The sequence below is a fragment of the Clostridioides sp. GD02404 genome (genome assembly GCF_045898275.1).
Taxonomy (GTDB): Bacteria; Bacillota; Clostridia; order Peptostreptococcales; family Peptostreptococcaceae; genus Clostridioides; species Clostridioides difficile_A.
Genome location: NZ_JBJOCA010000012.1, coordinates 95,164 through 114,497 on the forward strand (window position 1 = coordinate 95,164; position 19,334 = coordinate 114,497).

The window sequence follows — 19,334 nt, forward strand, 5'->3', positions numbered from 1 at the left end:
TTTATATAAGTTGTTTTTACAAGTAATGAGAATTTAAATGTTGTTTATATAACTTGATAATTTATAAAAGAAAGATATTTGTATTTTTTTATAAACAGTACAGAATAGAAAAGTATTTGTATTTTCCCTTTTACTATTCTATTCTATTTTAAAAACATTTTATTTATTTTATATTTTATTATTTTAGGCGATTTGGACACATTGAAATTACTTATGTACAGAGATCGAACGACGAGTATTTGGGAATTAACGACGAGTGTTTGGGAGTTTAACGACGAGTATTTGGGAATTAACGACGAGTATTTGGGAATTTAACAACGAGTATTTGGGAGTTTAACGACGAGTGTTTGGGAATTTAACAACGAGCATTTGGGAGTTTTTAATGACGAGTGTTTGGGAATTTATGAATTTAAAATAAAAGTGTAAAAAATAAAATCTTTGTAGATATAAAAAATAAAAAGTCTTATAAAACATTTAAATTTCAATATTTTGGTATATTTTAAGATAAACTTTTAATAATTAATTTCAAATAAATTATTTCAAAAAATGAATAAACGAGCATTTGGGAAACTAAAAACGAAAAATAATATATTTTTCGTGAAAAATAGGTTAATATATAACTGTAACTAAAAATGTATTATTGTTTTATTAGGAATTAAAGAAGGAGGCATGTATTAAGATATATGGGTAATGTAAAAAGAGTCATTTATAATAAATATGATAAAAAAGAAATATTTAAAGACTACAATAGTCTTGTAAAACACAATAATCTTATACAAGGAAAATATACTCTTTCTGCTTCTGAACAGAAATTTGTGTATAAGCTTTTTGAAATAATTCAAAAGAGGAATTATTCTTCAAGAGAGATCTCTTTCAAATTTGATACTATATACAAAGACTATAGTGGAATAGTAGATAAGAATATAACTAAACAGGAGTTTAAAAATTTAATTGAAGGAATACAGAATAATCAACCTCGTGTAATTATAGGAGATCAGTTTATAAGGACACAGTGGTACGCTATAAAAGGGGATTTGGATTATAATGAAATAACTTTAATAATAGATGAGCACATATTTAAATACATACAAGCAATAGAGGAAAATTTCACCAAATTAGATTTTGCAAGTATTTATTCTTTTACAACTTTTTTTGCTATGCGAATTTATGAGTTATTAAAGCAATGGAGTGGGACAAGGCAAGGAATAGTTTTTAAATTAGATTATTTTAAGGAACTTCTAGAAATACAAGATAAATACAAAAGATATTATGATCTTGATAAGTATGTACTAAAAAAGAGTACAGAACAGATTAATGAAAAGTCAGATATATTTGTTGAGTACAAGCCAATTCGTAAGGGCAGAAGTGTTGAATCAATAGAATTTACTATAAGAGAGAAAAAGGAAAATATAGAAACTTCTTATCAAGATAAAAAAGACGTTATTGAGGAAAGACATGAGAATAAGAGTATGAACTTAAATAAAAAAGATTTTTTTATACCAGAAGAAATATCTCTGAGTGATAAACTGAAAAATTTATTTAAGATAGAGTTTGGAGAATACAATTTTAGTGAACCAAAGTATTATAAACTATTGTTAGAAGCAGAAGAAATTGCTTTAAAAAAAGATAACTCTTCTAAAATAGTTGCAACAAATTATGAATTATTTTCTTCGATTTTAAGAAATAAAATATCTTACTTAAAAGCAAAAGAAAATGCAATTGAAGTAGAACTTATAGAAATGAGTTTAACTGAGGAACAGTTAGAAGAAATGCAAATACTTGATATGAATCCTGTCACTTTTCTTGAAAGAATAATTAAGCCAGACAAGAAAAAATATGAGGCATTTAAGGCGGTATATGAGAAATGTGAAAAAGAAAAAGATAGAATAACTTTTTAAATAAGTTATATTTTAATTTATATATTAAGTTATAAAACAAAATAAAAAGAAAATTAGTATATAAATCATTAATCCTTATTTAAATAAAGTCAATTAATCGCCATATTATGGTATAATTAATTTTAGCAAGAGAAAAAATATATTCTAAAAAAGAGTGGAGTCTGTACAACAAAAGATATCCTCCCAACAATGTTGAAGGGAGGTGGCTAAGTATGGATAACTTTTTACTAAACATATCGGCTGGTGTTATAGCTAGTCTAATATTCTATTTAATTTGCAAATTATTTAGACATGTAAAAAGCCACTCCGGCAAGAGTGGCTGGGAACTTGATTTAAAAATCAAGTTCAAAAAGTTCAAATAATTTTTTATTTTAAATTACGAACTCCATTCTGTCGCTAAATAGAATATAGTTCTCTTGCTTTTATTATAGCACAAAAACTTAATTTTGATACAAGTTTATATTGGATTGCCAAAAATACCTGTTCCAAAGTTACTAATAATAAATATATTTTATTATATTAAAATTATAATGGTTGAAATATTCTAAAAATTAAGAAAAAAGATAAAAGTAAATCCTTTCAATGATATAATACAGATACTTATTCGAAGGAGGAATTGATATGGTAAAAAAACTTTTTATAGGTATTTTTATAGTTTTAATATTTTTTGTAATTCTTATATTTAATAAAACTAAAACACATGATGAAAATATTTTTATTGGAGAGTCTGAACATTGGACAGCTAAGTTTGTGACTACTGAAGAACGATCAGAATTAGAAATAAAATATAAAGATAGTAAAAAAGCATTTGACCAAAAATTCGATTATTCATATGAGTTTATAGATGGTAAAGATGCAGTTGTAATTGTAAATGGAGAAGTTTTAGAAGCAGGTCGAGAAAAGGCAATAAAAATACAAAGACCAGGTCTTTATTCAAATAGAGAATCTAGTTATAAAGTAATTATATCTTGGAATGGAAATGAAGAAACTATAAATTTAGAGAAAAAATAGTAATTGAATGTGATGAAAAAAGATATTATAAATTTGAAAATAATTTATAATTAAAATTATTTTTAAATTAGTATAAGAAATAGAGTATAACTTATTATATAAGTTATATTCTATTTTTGTATGAAGTCACTTAAAAACTGAACTATATTAGAATTAATTTTATAGATAAGATAAAAAATACAATCTATAAAAAGTGAAATTCATGTATGAAAGATTATTGTTAAAATTAGCAGAAATCAATTTAAAAAGGATTAACTATGCCTAGAAGATATTTTCTTTTTAACTAAGAAACTTCCAATACCCAACATATTATAAATCATTAATAAATCTATACAATTTCCCATGTTATACATTAAATTTACAGGTACTATAAATGCTATAGATGATAAAATGAATCCTAGAAGCAATTCCTTTTTGAAATCTGAATACATTATCCCTTGTATAACAAAGATGATTGGAAACAGTAAAAATAATCCAAGTAATATATTTTTTTCAGCTCTCCCCCATATAGCTATTGCAATTATTATCATGCTTGGTAATATTATAGAAAGTATTTTCTTCATAAAAGTCCCCTTTTTACTATGTATTTTCATTTATATTACTAAATGTTATCTATCTTTATATACATTTCTATGTATTTTATCTTTATCAAATCTATCTATAAATTCATTTTTTTCTTCGCTATATCCTATAGATACTAGTGCATAAGGTACTAGTTTTACTGGCAAGTCTAGAGTTTGTCTAACCTTACTTACCACTTTATTTTTAGGAAAAACACCTGTCCAACAAGCAGCCAATCCTTGATTAGTAACTTCTAACAATAAATTCTGTGTACAAGCACCTAAATCTTGCATCCATTTACCAGGCTTCAAGAATCTATTTCTATTTCCAAGTACTACTATACATAGTGGTGCGAATTCTATATGCTTTGCTCTATGTTGTGACTTTGATAGTTCTTTTAAGAGGTATTTATCATCTACTACAATAAATTCCCATGGTTGAGCATTCTTTGATGATGGTGCTTGCATAGCTGATTTTAGTATTTCAGTTACTTTGCTTTCTTCTACTTTTTTACCTATATAGGTTCTTATTGAACGTCTATTCTTTATAACTTCCAACATATAGATTCTCCTTTAAATAAAATTATTTATATTTATATAATATCATTACTTTAAATTCAATCTATAGCTTCTATAAAAAAATAAACACTTATTTTTTTATAGAATAATATAAATTATAAAATAATATAAAAAATAAATTATTTTATAATTTAATATATAATTTAAAATGTGTAATATTATTTCTAAATACAGGTATAACAATACTCTATTTAAATAGAATTATAGATGCATCTATGTTATAATTAGACTCTAAAATATTGATTCGAGATATTTACTTTGGAGGAATTATAAATGTTAATTTATTTATCAATGCTTGAGTTTGAAGAAGATAAAATCAAGTTTGAAAAGATATATGAAAAATATAGACAGATAATGTTTTATGTGGCAAATAAAATATTAAAGGATGATCATTTAGCAGAAGATGCTGTACATAATGCTTTTCTAAGAATAATTAAAAATATAGATAAAATTGATGAAGTAGATAGTCCAAGAACGAAGGCTTTTATCGTTATAATAGTAGAAAGGATTGCTATAGACTTTTACAGAAAAAGAAAAAGGGAGAAAGTATCTGATATTGAAGAAGAATATAAAAATAGAGAGATAAACTTTTCTATAGAGGATAAAGTGTGTGAAAGTAATTTAGCTATAGCACTTGCAAAACTTAATGAAAGTTACTTTCAAGTACTTTCTTTAAAATTCCAATATGGTTTTTCAAATAAAGAAATGGCAAAGGCATTAAATTTAGGGGAGGAGAATGTATATAAGAGGATTCAACGTGCTAGAAAAAAAATAAAAGAAATATTAAAAGAAATGGAGGTTGAGAATATTGAGTAATAAAAAAGATGATTTTGATATTACAGATGATATGCTTCAAGAAAATATTCCAATTGCAACACAAATTATTCTTGACAACCTTCCTTCAGATGATGAATTAAATCATGTCTTTTCAAAAGGTTTTGAACGAAAGATGAAAAAACTCATTAAGCAGCAAAAAAGAAGTAACATTACAAATAAAATTATTTTCTATTCAAAGCGAACAGCTATTATATTTTTGATAGTCTTAGCTAGTTTATTTACTGTTACTATGAGTAGTGAGGCATTGCGTACACGTTTCTTTGAATTAGTAGTCAAAGTATATGAAGACTTAACTTCATTTGTTTTTTCAACTAATGAAGAAGATAATCTTAGTTTAAAAAACAAAGAACCTGGCTATATACCAAAAGGATTTAAAGAAGTTGATAGAGTGGATGATTTTGTTATTACATATAAAAATGATGAAAATATTGAGATACAATATATAACAGATAAAATTAGTTTAAATTCTATTATATTAGATACAGAGGATGCAAAGGTTGAAGATATAACTATAAATGGATATAAGGCAAAATATATAGAAAAAGAAACCTTTTTACAATTGTTTTGGAATGATAATAATTTTGTATATTTGATTAATGTAGATTGTCATGATAAAGGAAATTTAGAGTTTTATAAAGATATTTTGATAAAAATGGCAAAAAAAATAAAATAATTTTTTATGTGTCCAGAAATCACTTCTTTATTCGTTATAGCAGTATATAACAGATAGAGAGGTGATTTTTATGGTTTTAAAAAAGAAAATTATAAGTGTAATTTGTTTATCAACATGTTTGTTAACATCTTCACTTCCTGCTTTTGCAGATACCTTACAAGAGGTGAATGGAAAAGAAAATTTAGCACTAGTATATATGTATAATTCTATGGAGAGAATGGCTAAAATTAAATCTGGTATTTGTGATTTAAGTATTTCTAGTGGCGTTGCCACAGTAAAATGTTTTGTAAAGGGTGGAGATAGTGTGAAAAGTACATCAATAAGTGCTAGTTTACAAAAAAGTAGTGATAATGGAAAAACATGGTCTACGATTCAAACATGGAGCTCTGCAGGAAAAGAGTCATGCACACTTTCTAAAACAAAGAGTGTTGGTAAAGGATATTATAGGGTTTATTCTGTAATAAAAGCAGACTCTGAAAGTAAAAATATAGTAAGTAGTGAAAGAAAGTATTAAAAAAGTACATATAATAAATAATTTAAATAATATAATATGATGGGAGAGATATTTATGAAAATAAAACTAAGAAAAAGACTAGCATTGCCATTAGTATCAATTATGATTTTGACAACTATAATTCCAACAAGTTCATTTGCAAATGAACTTACTGGAAATAATATTGTGCTTGATGAAGATTATAATAAGATAAATTTGAGTAATAGTGAGATTAATGAGATATTAGAAAATGCTGGGATTGATAAAAATACAGTAAAAATTATTAGCCCAGAAGATGCTTTTTCTGGAGATGATATAGATAAATTTATTGAACAAACAAAGATACAAGAAGAAAAAGAGGCCATAGATGGTTTTACTAGAACTGAAACTATACTTGTGGAACCTAAAATTAAAGGAAGAGCAGATGGTATAGAATGTACAACTGTTGTAGATAACTACACAGGAAAAGAGGAAATATTAAATAAAAAAAGTAATGGTATGGCACATTGGGTAGATGTTATTTTTAATTTAACGATAGGAGTTAAAACAAAATATGCATGGAAAGCAGCAACTTTTCTTGGTATATCACCTAGTACTTTTCAAAGCAAATATATAAATGGAGATAAATTATCATCAACTATTAGTAAAGTTAAAAGTAGAAGATGTTATAAAAAATACAATCCGGTTAGAAAAAGTAAAGAATGGTATTTAGAAACATCAAAATTAGATCTAAAAAATTATGTAGATTTATATACACTTGATAAAAATAATAAATCTGTGAGAAAGAGTAAAACAGATTCAAAAACATATTACACTGAACATTATTCTGATACTACATGGATTAATAATTATGTAAATAATGCATGTAAACAGAACTTATCTGGTCCACGTATTGATACTGTAATATAAATTAAATGATAATGGAGGTCATCGTTATGACATTTTCTAAAAAAATTAAAACTATAAGAATAGCAAGTTTAATCTTGTTAGCAATTGCTGTAATGTTTATGGCCTTTAATTTTTATATTCTAGGCATAATTACTCTATTAGCAGATTGGCAAGTATGTAGAATGCATAAGTGTCCAAATTGTGGTAAGTATATTGATATGAGATTAAGCCTTGATGAGATGCAGTATTGTCCAAGTTGTGGATACAAACTTAATATATGAATTTAAAAACACTTACTATAAATAATTAGTAAGTGTTTTTAAATTCGTATATCATAAATTAAAGATGTAAGCAATTAAGAAGATGATTTTATAAATTAATAAATAAATTATATTAAAATTTATTTATTAATTTATTTTTAATTTTTTAATTAAAAATCCCGAATACAATCGGAAGTATGATATAATACTATATATCAATAAAATTCATGGGAGGATTGAAATGAAAATAGTAAGTTTATTTAATGTAAAAGGTGGGGTTGGAAAAACGACATTAGCATATCTAATTGCTCTTAATTTATCAAAAAAAGACAAAAAAGTACTCATACTTGATGGAGATACTCAAGCCAATTTCACACAATTTATATATAAGATAGTACATAATAAAAAAACTATACTAGATGCATTTAAAGATGATATAAGTGCAGAGGAATTAATAATAAAGTCTCCATTAAAAGATTATCCAAATATTGATTTGATACCAAGTGACTTATCTTTATCTGTTTTATCAGAGTATTTAACTATAAAAACTAGTAGAGAAAAAGTTGCTTTTAAGTGGTTCAAAAAAAATATTTCTACTCTTAAAAATTATGATTATATATTAATAGATTTATCTCCTTCATATGACTTAATTGCTAGAAACTTTCTATTTATCTCAGATAGTATTATAACACCTCTTGAATTTCAAGATATTGCAAGTATAAGAGGATGCGAGTTATTTTATCAAAAATATAATGAGGACTTAGAAGAGATGGGAGAAATTAATGAAGCAAAAAGAGCAATTGTAATAAATTCTTATACTTCAAGAAAATTAACTTCTGGTGATGTTTTTATGGATTATCTTGAGCGATTTGACAGTATAAAAAAAGACTTAGCAGATGTAAAAATAAGTGAAAGTACAATAGTAAAAAATTGTGTCCTAAATAAATTAAGTATAGATGATTATTGTAGAAAAATAAAAAAAGCACATAAAGTTAGAGAAGAATTAAATGATTTAATAGAAGAACTTATTAATAAGGAGGTATTATAATGAGTAGATTTGAGTTAGATGAAGAAGAAATATCTATACCTAAAAAGGATTATAAAAAAGAAATTGATGAGGAAATTAGAAATAAATTCAATGAAGATACAGAACTTCAAGGCATAAATCTACTAGATTTGAAAGAAAATAAAAAGACTAAAAAAGGACAAGTTACATTATATATTGATGATGATGATTTGAAAGTATTAAAGACTATAGCACACCTTAAAAAGACTACATTAAATAAAGTAATAAATGAGTTTATTAGGGCTAATGTAAGGGCAACTAAAGGTCATTTACCAGAAGAATTAAATATAGATAAGATAGCAAAAGAGTATGATAAAAGAAATAAAAATAAAGGACCTAGAAAATAAGTTATTATTAAAGTTTTAAAATAATTTTAATAATAATTTTAAATAAAATGTTTTTTGTAAGTAAAATAAAAAAACTCTATAAGAAAACTATATTTTTAATATGTTTTCTTATAGAGTAATATATGTTGTATGTTGGGGGTATGCCTTACTATTTCATTATTATTTATTTTTTATATTCAAAAACCAATAGTTCTCTATTATCAGGAGTTACAGCATATATTTTCATTGGTTTATATGTCAATAATTTTGCTAAGTCTGTATCATAAGTCTTAAAATTTATATAATTAGTGTTAGGTTGATTTTCATCACCACCATAATGACGAATTTCTTTATTTCTAGTACCAATATCTTTATATACACCAGATCCAGTAGAGCCTTCAAGTGTCGCATACACATGATATTTATTGATGTAGTTAAGAGCATCTTTATTAGTATCTGTAGGTTTGAAATAAAAACCTTTAAAATAAGAATTTCCAACTGAATCAAATTCAAAATCTGCATAATATGTTTTATGTGCATCGATTATTTCTTTATCTGTTGGAACTTTAACTTCTCCTCCATCTTCTTTAAGTATCTCAGGTGTAGAGTTTAATTCTACAAGAGATAAGTTGTCAATGAATATATCTTTTGAGCCATTATTTTTTAATATTATTTCTACATCTTCTGAATCTTTTTTAGTTGTTTCAAATTGTAAGCCAAATTTGTTATAATCTTTAGTTGCAAATATATGGTCTACTTTACCTTGACCACTTTGTTGATCTTTTGTTTTAATATTTACAGATAGTATTTCAGATGCGAAATTATCTTTTAAGAATCCAGTAAACAAATAACGTTTATAAGGATTTAATTTAGACATAGGTATTGTTATCTTTGTTTCTTGTTGAGCTTTAAGTCTATTTGCAAGGCCTTTTATTCCAATTGTATTAGATGTATCTAAATTACTCCATTGACTAGGATAATTATTATATCCATCAAAATCTGTAAAATATGAAGGAACTTTTATTAGTATATTCATACCTCTTTCAAGTTTAATATCATATATTTTTTTACTATCTGATTCTTTAAGTCTATCTTTAATTGTATCTGAAGTATATTCATCAAAAATAAGTTCTACACAATTCTCATCGATAGGTAAATTATTATAATAAAGTAGACCATCTTTCTTCTTAGTCTCAAAAGCTTTTTCAATTGCTTCTCCTATTGTAAGTTGTGGAGTTTTATCTTCTGGATCATAAGAGTCTTTAGCCGTTACACGTCTTTCTAATGTATCATTTCCTGTATCCAAAATTATACAAGCAGAAATATTATCTATTTGACTTATATAATCTGACCAACTGTTTCCCTCTGTAACAAGTTGTCCTTGAGCGTTTTTAGTTGCATAATTTCCACTAACTTGTGTTGTTTCTAATTTAATATTTTTACCATTATCTAATTTTTTCATTTGGTTATAGCTCAATGGTATCAATCTAGAGCTAAATTGATCCATTGTATTAAGAGCTAAAGGAGAAACACCTTTTTTAGGATAAGTATCACCAGGTGATAAATTATTACCAATTTGATTATCTTGTGCTTTAATAGTTGATAATGTATCACCATCTAATACTAAATTTGTTGTTGGTGTAACTTTATACATAGGTGCAGTACCAGTATTATAATATCTAACATTTGCATTTATATATGCTGACTCACTTTTACTTATTTGTAATCCATTATTCCAAGATTCGCCATTACTATCTTGTACAGCAGTTGAAGTATCCCATGTATGAGAATAGTTTGCTGTTACACTAGCTTTAAAACCATTGTCAAATCCTACTGTAGCAGATACACCAGCTGTATTAGAGTCAGTTTTACTATTTGTAGTAGCTCTGGAAACTGTTTTCCCCTGATCTGAAGATACATGTTCATTTGTAGACATTATTAATTTTTCCATACCAACTCCAACTACTGGATATGCAGCAATTAATGGATCTCTTGCCTCTCTTTTTATAGCTCTATCAAATGAACCAGAAGTTTTTTCATAATCAGTATATGGATCTCCTGAAGTATGTGATTCTAAATAGTTTGATAGATACTTTTTATATCCTTGGCTTGCAAAGCTATCTTCCCATTTTACAGCAATTGAGTCTTTTATAGTGTATCCATTTCTCTCATATGCATCTGGAATATTATCATTATCTGTATCTAAATCTTCATCATCCCAATCTGACATCAAGTTTGGATCAAAGAAATTATTATTTGGAATAAATGGGTCATTCTTTTCCATCTTTGAATAATCTCTTAAAAATAGATTTTCTTCTGGGATGACAACCTTATTTCCATTTGATTCCCAATAAAGTTTAGGTGATGATAGATTATCTATAGAACCTAGACTGTTGTCTTGTAATTCTATTCTAATTTTATATTCCTTACCCTTTTCCATTTTAACTTTAATTGTGTTTGCAACATCACCTTTAGCATTTACCTGCATCAATATATCATCTCTATCAGTAGACAGTGTATATTCACCATCCATTGATGGAATTATTCTTCCTGTCCAGCGTATAGATTTTACATCTGATACATCTTTATCTAAAAGTTTATCTACCTTCTTTTCTTCAAATTTCAAATTACCATCTTTTATTGGAGCCATTAATTCTAGATCTTTAAAATGTTCATCTGTGAAATAATATCCCATTAATCCATTGCTTGGGAGTGTATCTTCACTTACAACTTCTCTTTTCTTAGTAGAGTGATAATTATTAGTAGTTTGTGCATATACAGGATATGCTAGAGCTTGACTAACGATAGCTGTAAGTGTTAAAAAACTCAGTAATTTTTTGTTTTTCATTTGTACCTTCATTTTTTCTCCCCCTTATATTAGAAATATATTTAAATCAATTGTTAATTTAATAATGTTGCATCAACAATTAATTTTGTTGTAGTTTTATCTTTATAAGTATCAACTTTATTAATCTTAAACTTACTACCATGGTTTAATAAAACCTCATATTCCCCACCATAGCCAGGTACAGCTGATAAGTAAGCACCAGGAGAACCTTTAGGTATATTTATACGTAGTACTATTTTTCTAGGAGCAAATGCACTCATGTTTGCACTGCTTATACTAGTACTTACAAAATTTTGATATGTTAATGTTTGTCCTTCCCATTTTTCCTTAAATGCATTTACATTTGCTTCTAGGTTAAAATTGTATCCTGGTGATGAAATTTCTAAGCCAAATTCAGGAGCACCAGCTCTTCTATATACAGTTAAGTTTGATGGAATAGGTTTACTTTTTAGTGCACTTTCTATATTATTTATTTGAGAATCTAATTTTGGGTCAGGATTATTTGTTGGTCCACTTTCTAACAAATATTTGTTAATAGCAACATAGTCTCCACGCATATAACCATTTATATCAGCAAGTTGTTCAGAAGTTAATTTATTACTCCAGTCATTATAATTTTCTTTTCCCCAAGAATCTCCTTTACCTACATCTTCTTTGAAATCAAGGCTACTTACTAAAGATGCCTCAACTTTTATATATTGTTTTCCACTTATAACTATACGAACTGTTTTATCAACTTTAACACTATATCCTTGTTCTATTAGTGTGCTTACAGATTCATTACTTTGTTGATATGGTAACATCCCAGTTCCTTTAGGTAATTTTAAATGTACAAGTAATGGTGTAGGTTTACTGTCTTGATTACCTGGTTCATATAAAGATATATCCTTAAATCCATCTTGTTTAAATAATCTGTCTTGAACAATATCTTTGAATTCATTAAATTTTTCTAAACTAATTTCATTTTCTGTATTTCCTCTAATTTCGCCTTTAAAAGCAAATCTATCAGCAGATTCAAAATAGTAAACATACATAGGTTTATCTAACTTGTTTTTTGATACTGCGCTTTTAAGATCCTTATAATCTTTTTCAAAAGGATTATCTTTTATTTCATAGTCATAAAAATAATTTCTTTCTCTGGAATACTTACTTATTTCTGTTGCATTTTTCTTATATTCTGTTAAAGCTTCTTTCTCTGCTCTTTCAAGTCCTTTTTCTGCCCTCTCAGCTTCTTTTTTCTCCCACTCTTTAGCTTTTTCTCTGTCTTTTAGGAAGTCCTCAGGTCTTTCTATTGGAGCTTTGTATAATGTCATATTTTTATTTGAGTGGTTGTAGCCCGATAGTGTTTCGGCATTTATGCCATTACTAAATATTAAAGTAGTAAAAATTAAAATAGCTACTAAAATTCTGGATAAATAACTTTTAAACTTCCTATGATTTTTTTTGTTTCTCATTATTCATTCCTCCTCACATAACATTATTTTATTTATTATTATATACATAGAAATGAATTTATTTATTGTATTTCATAAGATGTTATTCTACCATCATAAAATTAAAGTTTTATGATAAAATGCAGTTTAATATATAATAAAATGTATTTTTACAATAAAAAACAAATAAACTGCCTATATAAGCAATTTATTTGTTTTTTATTGTGAAAATATAAACTTATCCAAATACTTGTGTTGATTTAAGCTTATTAACATCATTAAGATATAAACTTGATATAAAACATACACTACCATTATCCATGTTAATTTTTTTTTCTTTTAGATTTAAAGAAAAGATATGATCACTATTTACAACAAATGATTGATGTGTTCTTAAAAAACATTTATCTAATTTAGATATGTTTTTTAAACTACTATAAAATTCAATTGTATTATTATTTGTAACTACCTTAATCTTGTGAGGTGTAGGACTTGTCTCAAAATATATAATATCATCAAATTTTATTTTCCAGAAAGTATGATCTGAATAAAAACTTAAAAATTTTCCATTTTTTATAAGTCCATTTTTATTGTGTCTTTTATTTATGGTTTCAAGACAAGCCTCTACTCTACTTTTTATGATGTTTAGATCATCTTTTAATATAAAATCCATAGCTTCTATTCTATATGTAAATACACTCATACATAATTCTGGGAAACTTGTAAGAAATATAATAGTGCTATGATAATCAATTTCTCTGATTTTTTTTGCTATATGTAATCCATTATGCGAATCATGATTTACACCAAGAAAAAATATCTTTGCTTTATCAATATCATTGGTTTGCGCTAAAACATCTTCTAGATTCTCTAGAATATCAACATTATAATTATCCCAACATTTCTTCATTAGAATATTACCTATTATATCTTTTAATTTCATGCTAAAATTTGACTCAGTATCAAAAATAAATATATTCACTATACTTCCGCCTCCCTCTTTTAAACAAAAGTAATCTATTTCGTATATCTAGATTTAAATATATTAAGTTTCTGTAAAAGATTAATCTTTATTAAATAATTAAGTCAAATCAAAAGATAGTTAATTTCATCTAAGCTTAAATAAATATACATATGTATAATTTATATAATTATATATCTAAATTTAAAATTCTACAATGATAAAATTTTTTTTATTTTTTAACTTAATAATCTATAAAATAGAGCACAATTTTCAATTATACATACTTAACGATGTTTATATTTATTAATAAAGCATAATTTTAAGGGAACATAAGTAAAGTGACAAAATTGTATAACAAAATAAATAAAAATAAGAAATTTCAAAATGTATTTAAAAATGTATATAAAAAATTATAAAATAAATAATTAATAAATAATATATAAATTTATATAAAATGTATAATATAAATTATATTATACATTTTATAATGGAAATATTAATCTATTTATTTATAAAATTTAAGGCTTTATGAAGAGTACCAAATCTATCATCACCTTTTAGAGTTGTATATTTTTCTTTGCTCAATGAGTCTATCTTATTACATGCTCCTGTTCCAACAACATATAAATTTTCAGTTTGATATGGTTTGTAATCTTTTATATCACAAACTAAACATTCTTCTTTTTTATAATTCCAAGAAATTACTGTTGCTGATATTTTATCAACTTCTCCATCATAAATGACTGTATGTTTATACATTTTATTTTCGCCTTTAGTATTTATGTCTTTATTTAATACACCTTCTGCTATTAATTTCGCAACTATATCTTTATGCTTAATATAATAGTCTGTATCAGCTTTGCTATCTACAAAACATACTTCGATTAATATTGCTGGTGCTTTGGTATGTTTAAGCCAATAAAGATCTCTTACATCTATTTTAGCTCCTCTATTTTTAAATATGGTTGATAACTTTGAATTAACTCTTTCAGCATATATTTTCCCATTATTTGTTTTATATAATGTCTCTGTTCCCATAGGATTTAAGGTTGTACTATTTGCGTTAAAGTGGATTTGTACTGCTAAATCTATGTCTTGTTTATTGGCTATTTGACATTGCTCAGAAAGATAATTATCGGACTTATCAATTTTACCAGTGTAAACAGTTGCGTTGCCATATTTTAGCCATTTTACTATTAAATCTGTTAGTATTCTATTTTCTTTACTTTCATCTATATAACCAACTGCTCCTTTTCCTTTTCCTGTTAGTGTGTGACCTGGTACTATTGCAATTTTCATTATTTATCACCTTCTTTTTGTAGCATAACTTTTATGTCTGTCACATCTCCTTTTATATCTTCTACATCTATTTTTATTACACCCATTTCTAAAAGTAGATTTTTATTTATTTCTTGTTGTTGAGTGGATAATTCAATAAAGTTTTCTACAGTTTTTTTATACATGTCTCTATCCTCTTTTTTCTCTTGCATTGTATTTTTAAATAGTAGAGCACATAATATGCCTATTGCTCCTAGGCTACTTAATTGTGTTACTAGCTCTTCCATAATAACCTCCTTTTATATTAAAAAAGACTTAGATTCAAACTAAGTCTCTTTTATTTAATGTTTAATTGTAAAAGATTCTTTATATTTTTTAATGTAATGAATAATTAATTATATATTTATATTATCCAATAGCATAAACAGTAATAGTAGTATAATAAGTATATATAGTCTTAGTAGAAATATAAGCATGGAAAATATTTTGACCAAGGCTAATAGCTTGGTCGCTAACCAAAGAACTAAAATAAACACTAGAGTCTGAATTGTTTATATATGCATATCTCATTTCTGTTAAAGAATTATATGCACCTTCAACTTTAGCAGGTTTATAACTGTTACCTGGCAAAGTACCAGGAACACCAGTAACAAGAAAAAATTTAGGTTTAAAAGGTAAAGGAAAATACCAATGTCCTCTGCTATTACCATATCCGCCAAAATTATTAGAATCACCAGTTTCAATATATCCTGAAAATGTGTAAATTTTTAATCGACTATTTACCTCTTCTTGCAAATTACTTATGGTACCATTTAACTGGGTGATAGTATTATTTTTCTCTGTAAGTTGACTTTGCAAATCTTGCACACTAGCATCTGCTGAACTGAATGCTGAACCTATCATTTCACCAATTTCTATCAAGGTATTATTTAATGTAGCATTTATATTTTTTAATGCTAATTTATTGATAATATGAGTTTTACTATTTATAAGAGTATTTTTTATTGTAGATACTGTACTTTCAATATCTTGTAAAGATGAATCATCTTGTGGTGGTTGTATCTCTTTTGATACACTTACTAATTTTTCGCTTAATCCATGTGTATCTGTAGCTTTAATTTTAATTGTGTGTATTGCATTATCATTTAATGTATAATTAAATATCTTTTCTAAGTATAAATCTGTAGTTATAGTTTCTTTTAAAGTATCATCTAGAAATATCTCTATCTTATTTAAATTATTATCTAAATCTGATACTATGAATTTTACTTGTGTGCTATTAAATTCATTTATTACTATTTGAGGTAAATTATTACTCCTAGTAAATGTATATGTTCTTGTTGTGCTAGCATTATTGTTGTCTGTTGCAACAATACTTATTGTATTACTAGAACCTATTCCAAGTGCTAATATTCTTTCATCTGTTAACACAATTTCCTTTTCTCTATTTTTCTCTATATTTGTGATATTTTCTAAAATAGTAGAATTAAGTTTAGTAACAACATTTATAGTATCTCTGTAGTCTAAGTCATTTACTGTGTATTTTAAAGTAAATCCCTTACTTTTATCTCCTATATTTTCATTTACTCCACTTATTGTTGGTATACTATTAGATTTTGTAAATGTATAATTTCTATAGATAGCACCTACCCCATAACCTCCTGTAACTTCTATTTTAATCTTATTGTTAGAGTTTAGTTGAAGAGACAAAATAAGTGAATCAGGTACATTTATAGTATACTTTGTATCTTTTACGGCTTGCTTTGTATCAAATAAAACATCATTTAGATATGTTTTTACTGTGTATGTGTAACTATCTTCATTTGTTATTGTATAATCTATACCAAACCCTCTACTCTTAGAACCAAGCGAACCATCTGTTCCACTTATGCTTGGTGTTGTGGATTTATATTGGCAATCAAAGTAACAATCTTCATAATATCTAGTCCATTCGCTCGAATTTTGTGGTGAGAAAAAATAGCTGTAGGTTAATTTATAGCGATTGCCTGGGTATGCGTCAAAACTTCCACTTTTATCCCAACCAACGGAATCACCATTCGGCAATACGCAATTCATCATATCATACGCACCATTTAAATCGGCAACCTTGTTTTTATCGCAATAATCCCATGGCTTTATGGCGATTTTAGTAGCAGGTTTCTGTACTGTTATAAGCGAAGGCACATATAATCTTGGAAAATGTACACTCATACATATCACTTCCTTTCTTTTTTATATAGGTAACATATCTTTTAGACTATTTCTATTACCTTTTACTTCTTACATTACTTCTTTTAATATCTTATTTATATTTCTTACTAAATCATTAAAATGTAATTTACAATACTCCTTTCTTAATTTATGGTTTTATTGTACCTAATTTTAAAACTATAAAAATCTACAAAGTGTAGATGAAGTGTAGGCAAAATGTAAATGAATTTATATATTTTTAGGAATAAAAAAAGAACCTTCTATACTGTTGGTTCTACTGGTGTTTCTTCTTTATTTAATAAACCTGTTAGCTCTAAATATTGTTCTTCTGAAATCCTGTTTACTGCATAGAATACATCCATTTTATGTTGTAAATCTTCCTTAGTACTATAGTTCTTTTGTTCTATCATTAATTTTAATAAGTTATACATGTTAATTCCTCCTAAAGATTGTTATTTAATTTTATATTTTCTACTTCAAATGCTGTGTTTACTATCTCACTATCTCTATTTTTATTTTCTTCTTTTAACATACTTAGTTCTTCTTCTAATAGTTTTAATCTCTTTTGTTCATCTGTCAAAATGACTTCTATATCTTTTAAAACTGGTTCTTTTGTGATTGGATTTATAGACTCTATATACTGTTTACTATAGTCTATACTACCAAATTCAATATCTAAGTAATTTAATTTAGTTATTACATCATGTGCTAATATATCTCCTATTGCTTCACCTGTTTGAAATATTATTTTTCCGTCTTGATTATAAATTATTCTATTTCCTCTTCCCACCTTAAAATACCACCTTTCTTATATTATATTGCATCAAACGCATACCATTTTATAGAATTTCCTTTACTAAGATAAACAGGAAATTTGATAGCACTATTTATAGAACCCCCTATAACAGTAAAACTTGACTCACTAATATTTTCTATTGAGGTCATAAAAGAACTAACTCTAGTGCTACCAACCCAACTAGCATTAAAATGTCTGTTATTTAAATTACTAATAGAACCACCTTCAACAGAAAGTCTAGGAGAACTACTATCAATAAAATTGGAGTGTTCCATTATAATAATTTTAGGAACAAAGGTTAGATTAATAGGAACTACGAATGGAAGATTAGTATTTTCGGAAGCAATAAAAGTTCCACTAGCCCATTTAATCCTTTGACTTAGTTGATTATTCAACTCTGTTATCCTATTTTGCAACTCCTCAACACTAGCATCTGAACTATCAAAAGAAGTCTTTATTTTTTCTGATAACTCAACAAGTGTATTATTTAAATTGGCTTCTATATTTTTAAGTGCTAAAGTATTTATAATACTTGTTTTCCCATTTATAAACCCTTCTCCAATTTCTACTAATTTAGATGATATATCTTGTAAAGTTGCATCAGATTGAAGTGGCATTATTTCTTTACTGATACTTAAAACCTTCTCAGCAGTTGCATTCTCTGCATCTGCAGCTACTATTTTAAGTGTGTGTATTGCATTGTCTGTAAGTTCATAGTTTATTGTTTTTTCTGCTGTTAAATCTGTAGTAAATGTATCTTTTAATACATCATCAATGAACCACTCTATTTTACTTAAATTATTATCTGTGTCTATTGCTGTAAATATTGCAGTAGTTGAATTATAAGAGGATATATTTAATTTTGGTTTAGTGTTGCCTTTTGTGAATGTAACAGTTTTATCTAACATTTTACCACCAGCAACAGTACCAAGCTCAATAGTTATATTATTTACAGAGTTAAATACTAAATTAGATAAATGTTCAGCAGTTAAATCTATAGTGTAATTAGAATCTACTGTATTATTTTTTTCACTTATTACAACATCATTTAATTTTACAGTTATTTTAAAACTAACATCAGGATTGCTATCATAAATATTATATTTTATACTGCAAGCATCACCAATTACACCTAAATCATTATTTATGGATATAGATGGATTTGGCACAACTTGAACGGTAGTGTATTGATACATATTATAAGTATCAGTTG

The 19,334-nt window shown here is 26.1% G+C and carries 21 protein-coding genes; 10 read left to right on the forward strand and 11 right to left on the reverse strand.

The window, feature by feature from the left end:
• Positions 1–683: 683 nt before the first annotated feature.
• The 3 genes from Q3287_RS09370 (at position 684) to Q3287_RS09380 (ending at position 2,909) form a co-directional block, all read left to right on the forward strand.
• Positions 684–1,898 (forward strand): replication initiation protein, encoded by a 1,215-nt coding sequence (locus Q3287_RS09370; protein WP_223195732.1) that lies wholly within the window; start codon positions 684–686, stop codon positions 1,896–1,898.
• Positions 1,899–2,110: 212 nt separating this feature from the next.
• Positions 2,111–2,260: a type I toxin-antitoxin system toxin gene (locus tag Q3287_RS09375; RefSeq protein ID WP_407963959.1), complete on the forward strand. Its 150-nt coding sequence runs from the start codon at positions 2,111–2,113 to the stop codon at positions 2,258–2,260.
• A 259-nt stretch (positions 2,261–2,519) separates the two neighbouring features.
• A complete protein-coding gene (locus Q3287_RS09380) occupies positions 2,520–2,909 on the forward strand; it encodes a hypothetical protein (protein WP_407963960.1) in 390 nt (129 codons plus the stop codon).
• Positions 2,910–3,160: 251 nt separating this feature from the next.
• On the opposite strand, the gene Q3287_RS09385 is transcribed toward Q3287_RS09380, so the two are convergent.
• Together Q3287_RS09385 and Q3287_RS09390 are read right to left on the reverse strand one after the other, a co-directional pair.
• A complete protein-coding gene (locus Q3287_RS09385; RefSeq protein WP_407963961.1) occupies positions 3,161–3,472 on the reverse strand; it encodes a hypothetical protein in 312 nt (103 codons plus the stop codon).
• A gap of 45 nt (positions 3,473–3,517) precedes the next feature.
• Positions 3,518–4,030, reverse strand: a complete 513-nt coding sequence (locus tag Q3287_RS09390) for a nitroreductase family protein (RefSeq protein ID WP_074179520.1) — start codon at positions 4,028–4,030, stop codon at positions 3,518–3,520.
• A 291-nt stretch (positions 4,031–4,321) separates the two neighbouring features.
• Here Q3287_RS09390 and Q3287_RS09395 point away from each other — a divergent pair, with 291 nt between their 5' ends.
• The 7 genes from Q3287_RS09395 (at position 4,322) to Q3287_RS09425 (ending at position 8,612) form a co-directional block, all read left to right on the forward strand.
• Positions 4,322–4,864 carry an RNA polymerase sigma factor gene (locus Q3287_RS09395; protein WP_407963962.1) on the forward strand — a complete coding sequence of 181 codons (543 nt, stop codon included), beginning with the start codon at positions 4,322–4,324 and terminating at the stop codon, positions 4,862–4,864.
• Positions 4,857–5,558, forward strand: a complete 702-nt coding sequence (locus tag Q3287_RS09400; RefSeq protein WP_223195739.1) for a DUF4367 domain-containing protein — start codon at positions 4,857–4,859, stop codon at positions 5,556–5,558. Before Q3287_RS09395 ends, Q3287_RS09400 begins: the two co-directional genes overlap by 8 nt.
• 70 nt (positions 5,559–5,628) lie before the next feature.
• Positions 5,629–6,072, forward strand: a complete 444-nt coding sequence (locus Q3287_RS09405) for a hypothetical protein (RefSeq protein ID WP_223195740.1) — start codon at positions 5,629–5,631, stop codon at positions 6,070–6,072.
• A gap of 54 nt (positions 6,073–6,126) precedes the next feature.
• Positions 6,127–6,960 (forward strand): hypothetical protein, encoded by an 834-nt coding sequence (locus Q3287_RS09410; RefSeq protein WP_407963963.1) that lies wholly within the window; start codon positions 6,127–6,129, stop codon positions 6,958–6,960.
• A 26-nt stretch (positions 6,961–6,986) separates the two neighbouring features.
• Complete coding sequence (locus Q3287_RS09415) at positions 6,987–7,220, forward strand: hypothetical protein (RefSeq protein WP_223195742.1); 234 nt, start codon at positions 6,987–6,989, stop codon at positions 7,218–7,220.
• A gap of 220 nt (positions 7,221–7,440) precedes the next feature.
• Entirely contained in the window at positions 7,441–8,247 is an 807-nt protein-coding gene (locus Q3287_RS09420) for a ParA family protein (protein WP_407963964.1), read from the forward strand.
• Positions 8,247–8,612 (forward strand): hypothetical protein, encoded by a 366-nt coding sequence (locus Q3287_RS09425; RefSeq protein ID WP_407963965.1) that lies wholly within the window; start codon positions 8,247–8,249, stop codon positions 8,610–8,612. Before Q3287_RS09420 ends, Q3287_RS09425 begins: the two co-directional genes overlap by 1 nt.
• 163 nt (positions 8,613–8,775) lie before the next feature.
• Here Q3287_RS09425 and Q3287_RS09430 read toward each other — a convergent pair whose 3' ends face one another.
• The 9 genes from Q3287_RS09430 to Q3287_RS09470 form a co-directional block, all read right to left on the reverse strand.
• Positions 8,776–11,451 carry a binary toxin-like calcium binding domain-containing protein gene (locus Q3287_RS09430; protein WP_407963966.1) on the reverse strand — a complete coding sequence of 892 codons (2,676 nt, stop codon included), beginning with the start codon at positions 11,449–11,451 and terminating at the stop codon, positions 8,776–8,778.
• A 41-nt stretch (positions 11,452–11,492) separates the two neighbouring features.
• On the reverse strand, positions 11,493–12,893 hold the full coding sequence (locus tag Q3287_RS09435) for an ADP-ribosyltransferase (RefSeq protein ID WP_407963967.1): 1,401 nt from the start codon (positions 12,891–12,893) through the stop codon (positions 11,493–11,495).
• Between the two features lie 217 nt (positions 12,894–13,110).
• Positions 13,111–13,854 (reverse strand): LytTR family DNA-binding domain-containing protein, encoded by a 744-nt coding sequence (locus tag Q3287_RS09440; protein ID WP_223195746.1) that lies wholly within the window; start codon positions 13,852–13,854, stop codon positions 13,111–13,113.
• A gap of 483 nt (positions 13,855–14,337) precedes the next feature.
• On the reverse strand, positions 14,338–15,135 hold the full coding sequence (locus Q3287_RS09445) for an N-acetylmuramoyl-L-alanine amidase (RefSeq protein WP_407963968.1): 798 nt from the start codon (positions 15,133–15,135) through the stop codon (positions 14,338–14,340).
• Positions 15,135–15,401 (reverse strand): hypothetical protein, encoded by a 267-nt coding sequence (locus Q3287_RS09450; protein ID WP_407963969.1) that lies wholly within the window; start codon positions 15,399–15,401, stop codon positions 15,135–15,137. The genes Q3287_RS09445 and Q3287_RS09450 overlap by 1 nt, the downstream gene beginning before the upstream one ends.
• A 121-nt stretch (positions 15,402–15,522) precedes the next feature.
• The gene (locus tag Q3287_RS09455) at positions 15,523–17,325 is read right to left on the reverse strand and encodes a hypothetical protein (RefSeq protein ID WP_407963970.1); all 1,803 of its coding nucleotides are present in this window, start codon (positions 17,323–17,325) and stop codon (positions 15,523–15,525) included.
• 260 nt (positions 17,326–17,585) lie between these two features.
• The gene (locus Q3287_RS09460) at positions 17,586–17,756 is read right to left on the reverse strand and encodes a hypothetical protein (protein ID WP_407963971.1); all 171 of its coding nucleotides are present in this window, start codon (positions 17,754–17,756) and stop codon (positions 17,586–17,588) included.
• Between the two features lie 11 nt (positions 17,757–17,767).
• Positions 17,768–18,115, reverse strand: a complete 348-nt coding sequence (locus Q3287_RS09465; protein ID WP_407963972.1) for a hypothetical protein — start codon at positions 18,113–18,115, stop codon at positions 17,768–17,770.
• A 23-nt stretch (positions 18,116–18,138) separates the two neighbouring features.
• A partial coding sequence (locus Q3287_RS09470) for a hypothetical protein (protein WP_407963973.1) occupies positions 18,139–19,334 on the reverse strand: 1,196 nt, incomplete at its 5' end.

Bases quoted from the DNA above. Each gene is read 5' to 3' on its own strand.
- Q3287_RS09370 (WP_223195732.1), top strand. From the start codon at position 684: ATGGGTAATGTAAAAAGAGTCATTTATAATAAATATGATAAAAAAGAA.
- Q3287_RS09375 (WP_407963959.1), top strand. From the start codon at position 2,111: ATGGATAACTTTTTACTAAACATATCGGCTGGTGTTATAGCTAGTCTA.
- Q3287_RS09380 (WP_407963960.1), top strand. From the start codon at position 2,520: ATGGTAAAAAAACTTTTTATAGGTATTTTTATAGTTTTAATATTTTTT.
- Q3287_RS09385 (WP_407963961.1), bottom strand. From the start codon at position 3,472: ATGAAGAAAATACTTTCTATAATATTACCAAGCATGATAATAATTGCA.
- Q3287_RS09390 (WP_074179520.1), bottom strand. From the start codon at position 4,030: ATGTTGGAAGTTATAAAGAATAGACGTTCAATAAGAACCTATATAGGT.
- Q3287_RS09395 (WP_407963962.1), top strand. From the start codon at position 4,322: ATGTTAATTTATTTATCAATGCTTGAGTTTGAAGAAGATAAAATCAAG.
- Q3287_RS09405 (WP_223195740.1), top strand. From the start codon at position 5,629: ATGGTTTTAAAAAAGAAAATTATAAGTGTAATTTGTTTATCAACATGT.
- Q3287_RS09410 (WP_407963963.1), top strand. From the start codon at position 6,127: ATGAAAATAAAACTAAGAAAAAGACTAGCATTGCCATTAGTATCAATT.
- Q3287_RS09415 (WP_223195742.1), top strand. From the start codon at position 6,987: ATGACATTTTCTAAAAAAATTAAAACTATAAGAATAGCAAGTTTAATC.
- Q3287_RS09420 (WP_407963964.1), top strand. From the start codon at position 7,441: ATGAAAATAGTAAGTTTATTTAATGTAAAAGGTGGGGTTGGAAAAACG.
- Q3287_RS09425 (WP_407963965.1), top strand. From the start codon at position 8,247: ATGAGTAGATTTGAGTTAGATGAAGAAGAAATATCTATACCTAAAAAG.
- Q3287_RS09430 (WP_407963966.1), bottom strand. From the start codon at position 11,451: ATGAAGGTACAAATGAAAAACAAAAAATTACTGAGTTTTTTAACACTT.
- Q3287_RS09435 (WP_407963967.1), bottom strand. From the start codon at position 12,893: ATGAGAAACAAAAAAAATCATAGGAAGTTTAAAAGTTATTTATCCAGA.
- Q3287_RS09445 (WP_407963968.1), bottom strand. From the start codon at position 15,135: ATGAAAATTGCAATAGTACCAGGTCACACACTAACAGGAAAAGGAAAA.
- Q3287_RS09450 (WP_407963969.1), bottom strand. From the start codon at position 15,401: ATGGAAGAGCTAGTAACACAATTAAGTAGCCTAGGAGCAATAGGCATA.
- Q3287_RS09455 (WP_407963970.1), bottom strand. From the start codon at position 17,325: ATGAGTGTACATTTTCCAAGATTATATGTGCCTTCGCTTATAACAGTA.
- Q3287_RS09460 (WP_407963971.1), bottom strand. From the start codon at position 17,756: ATGTATAACTTATTAAAATTAATGATAGAACAAAAGAACTATAGTACT.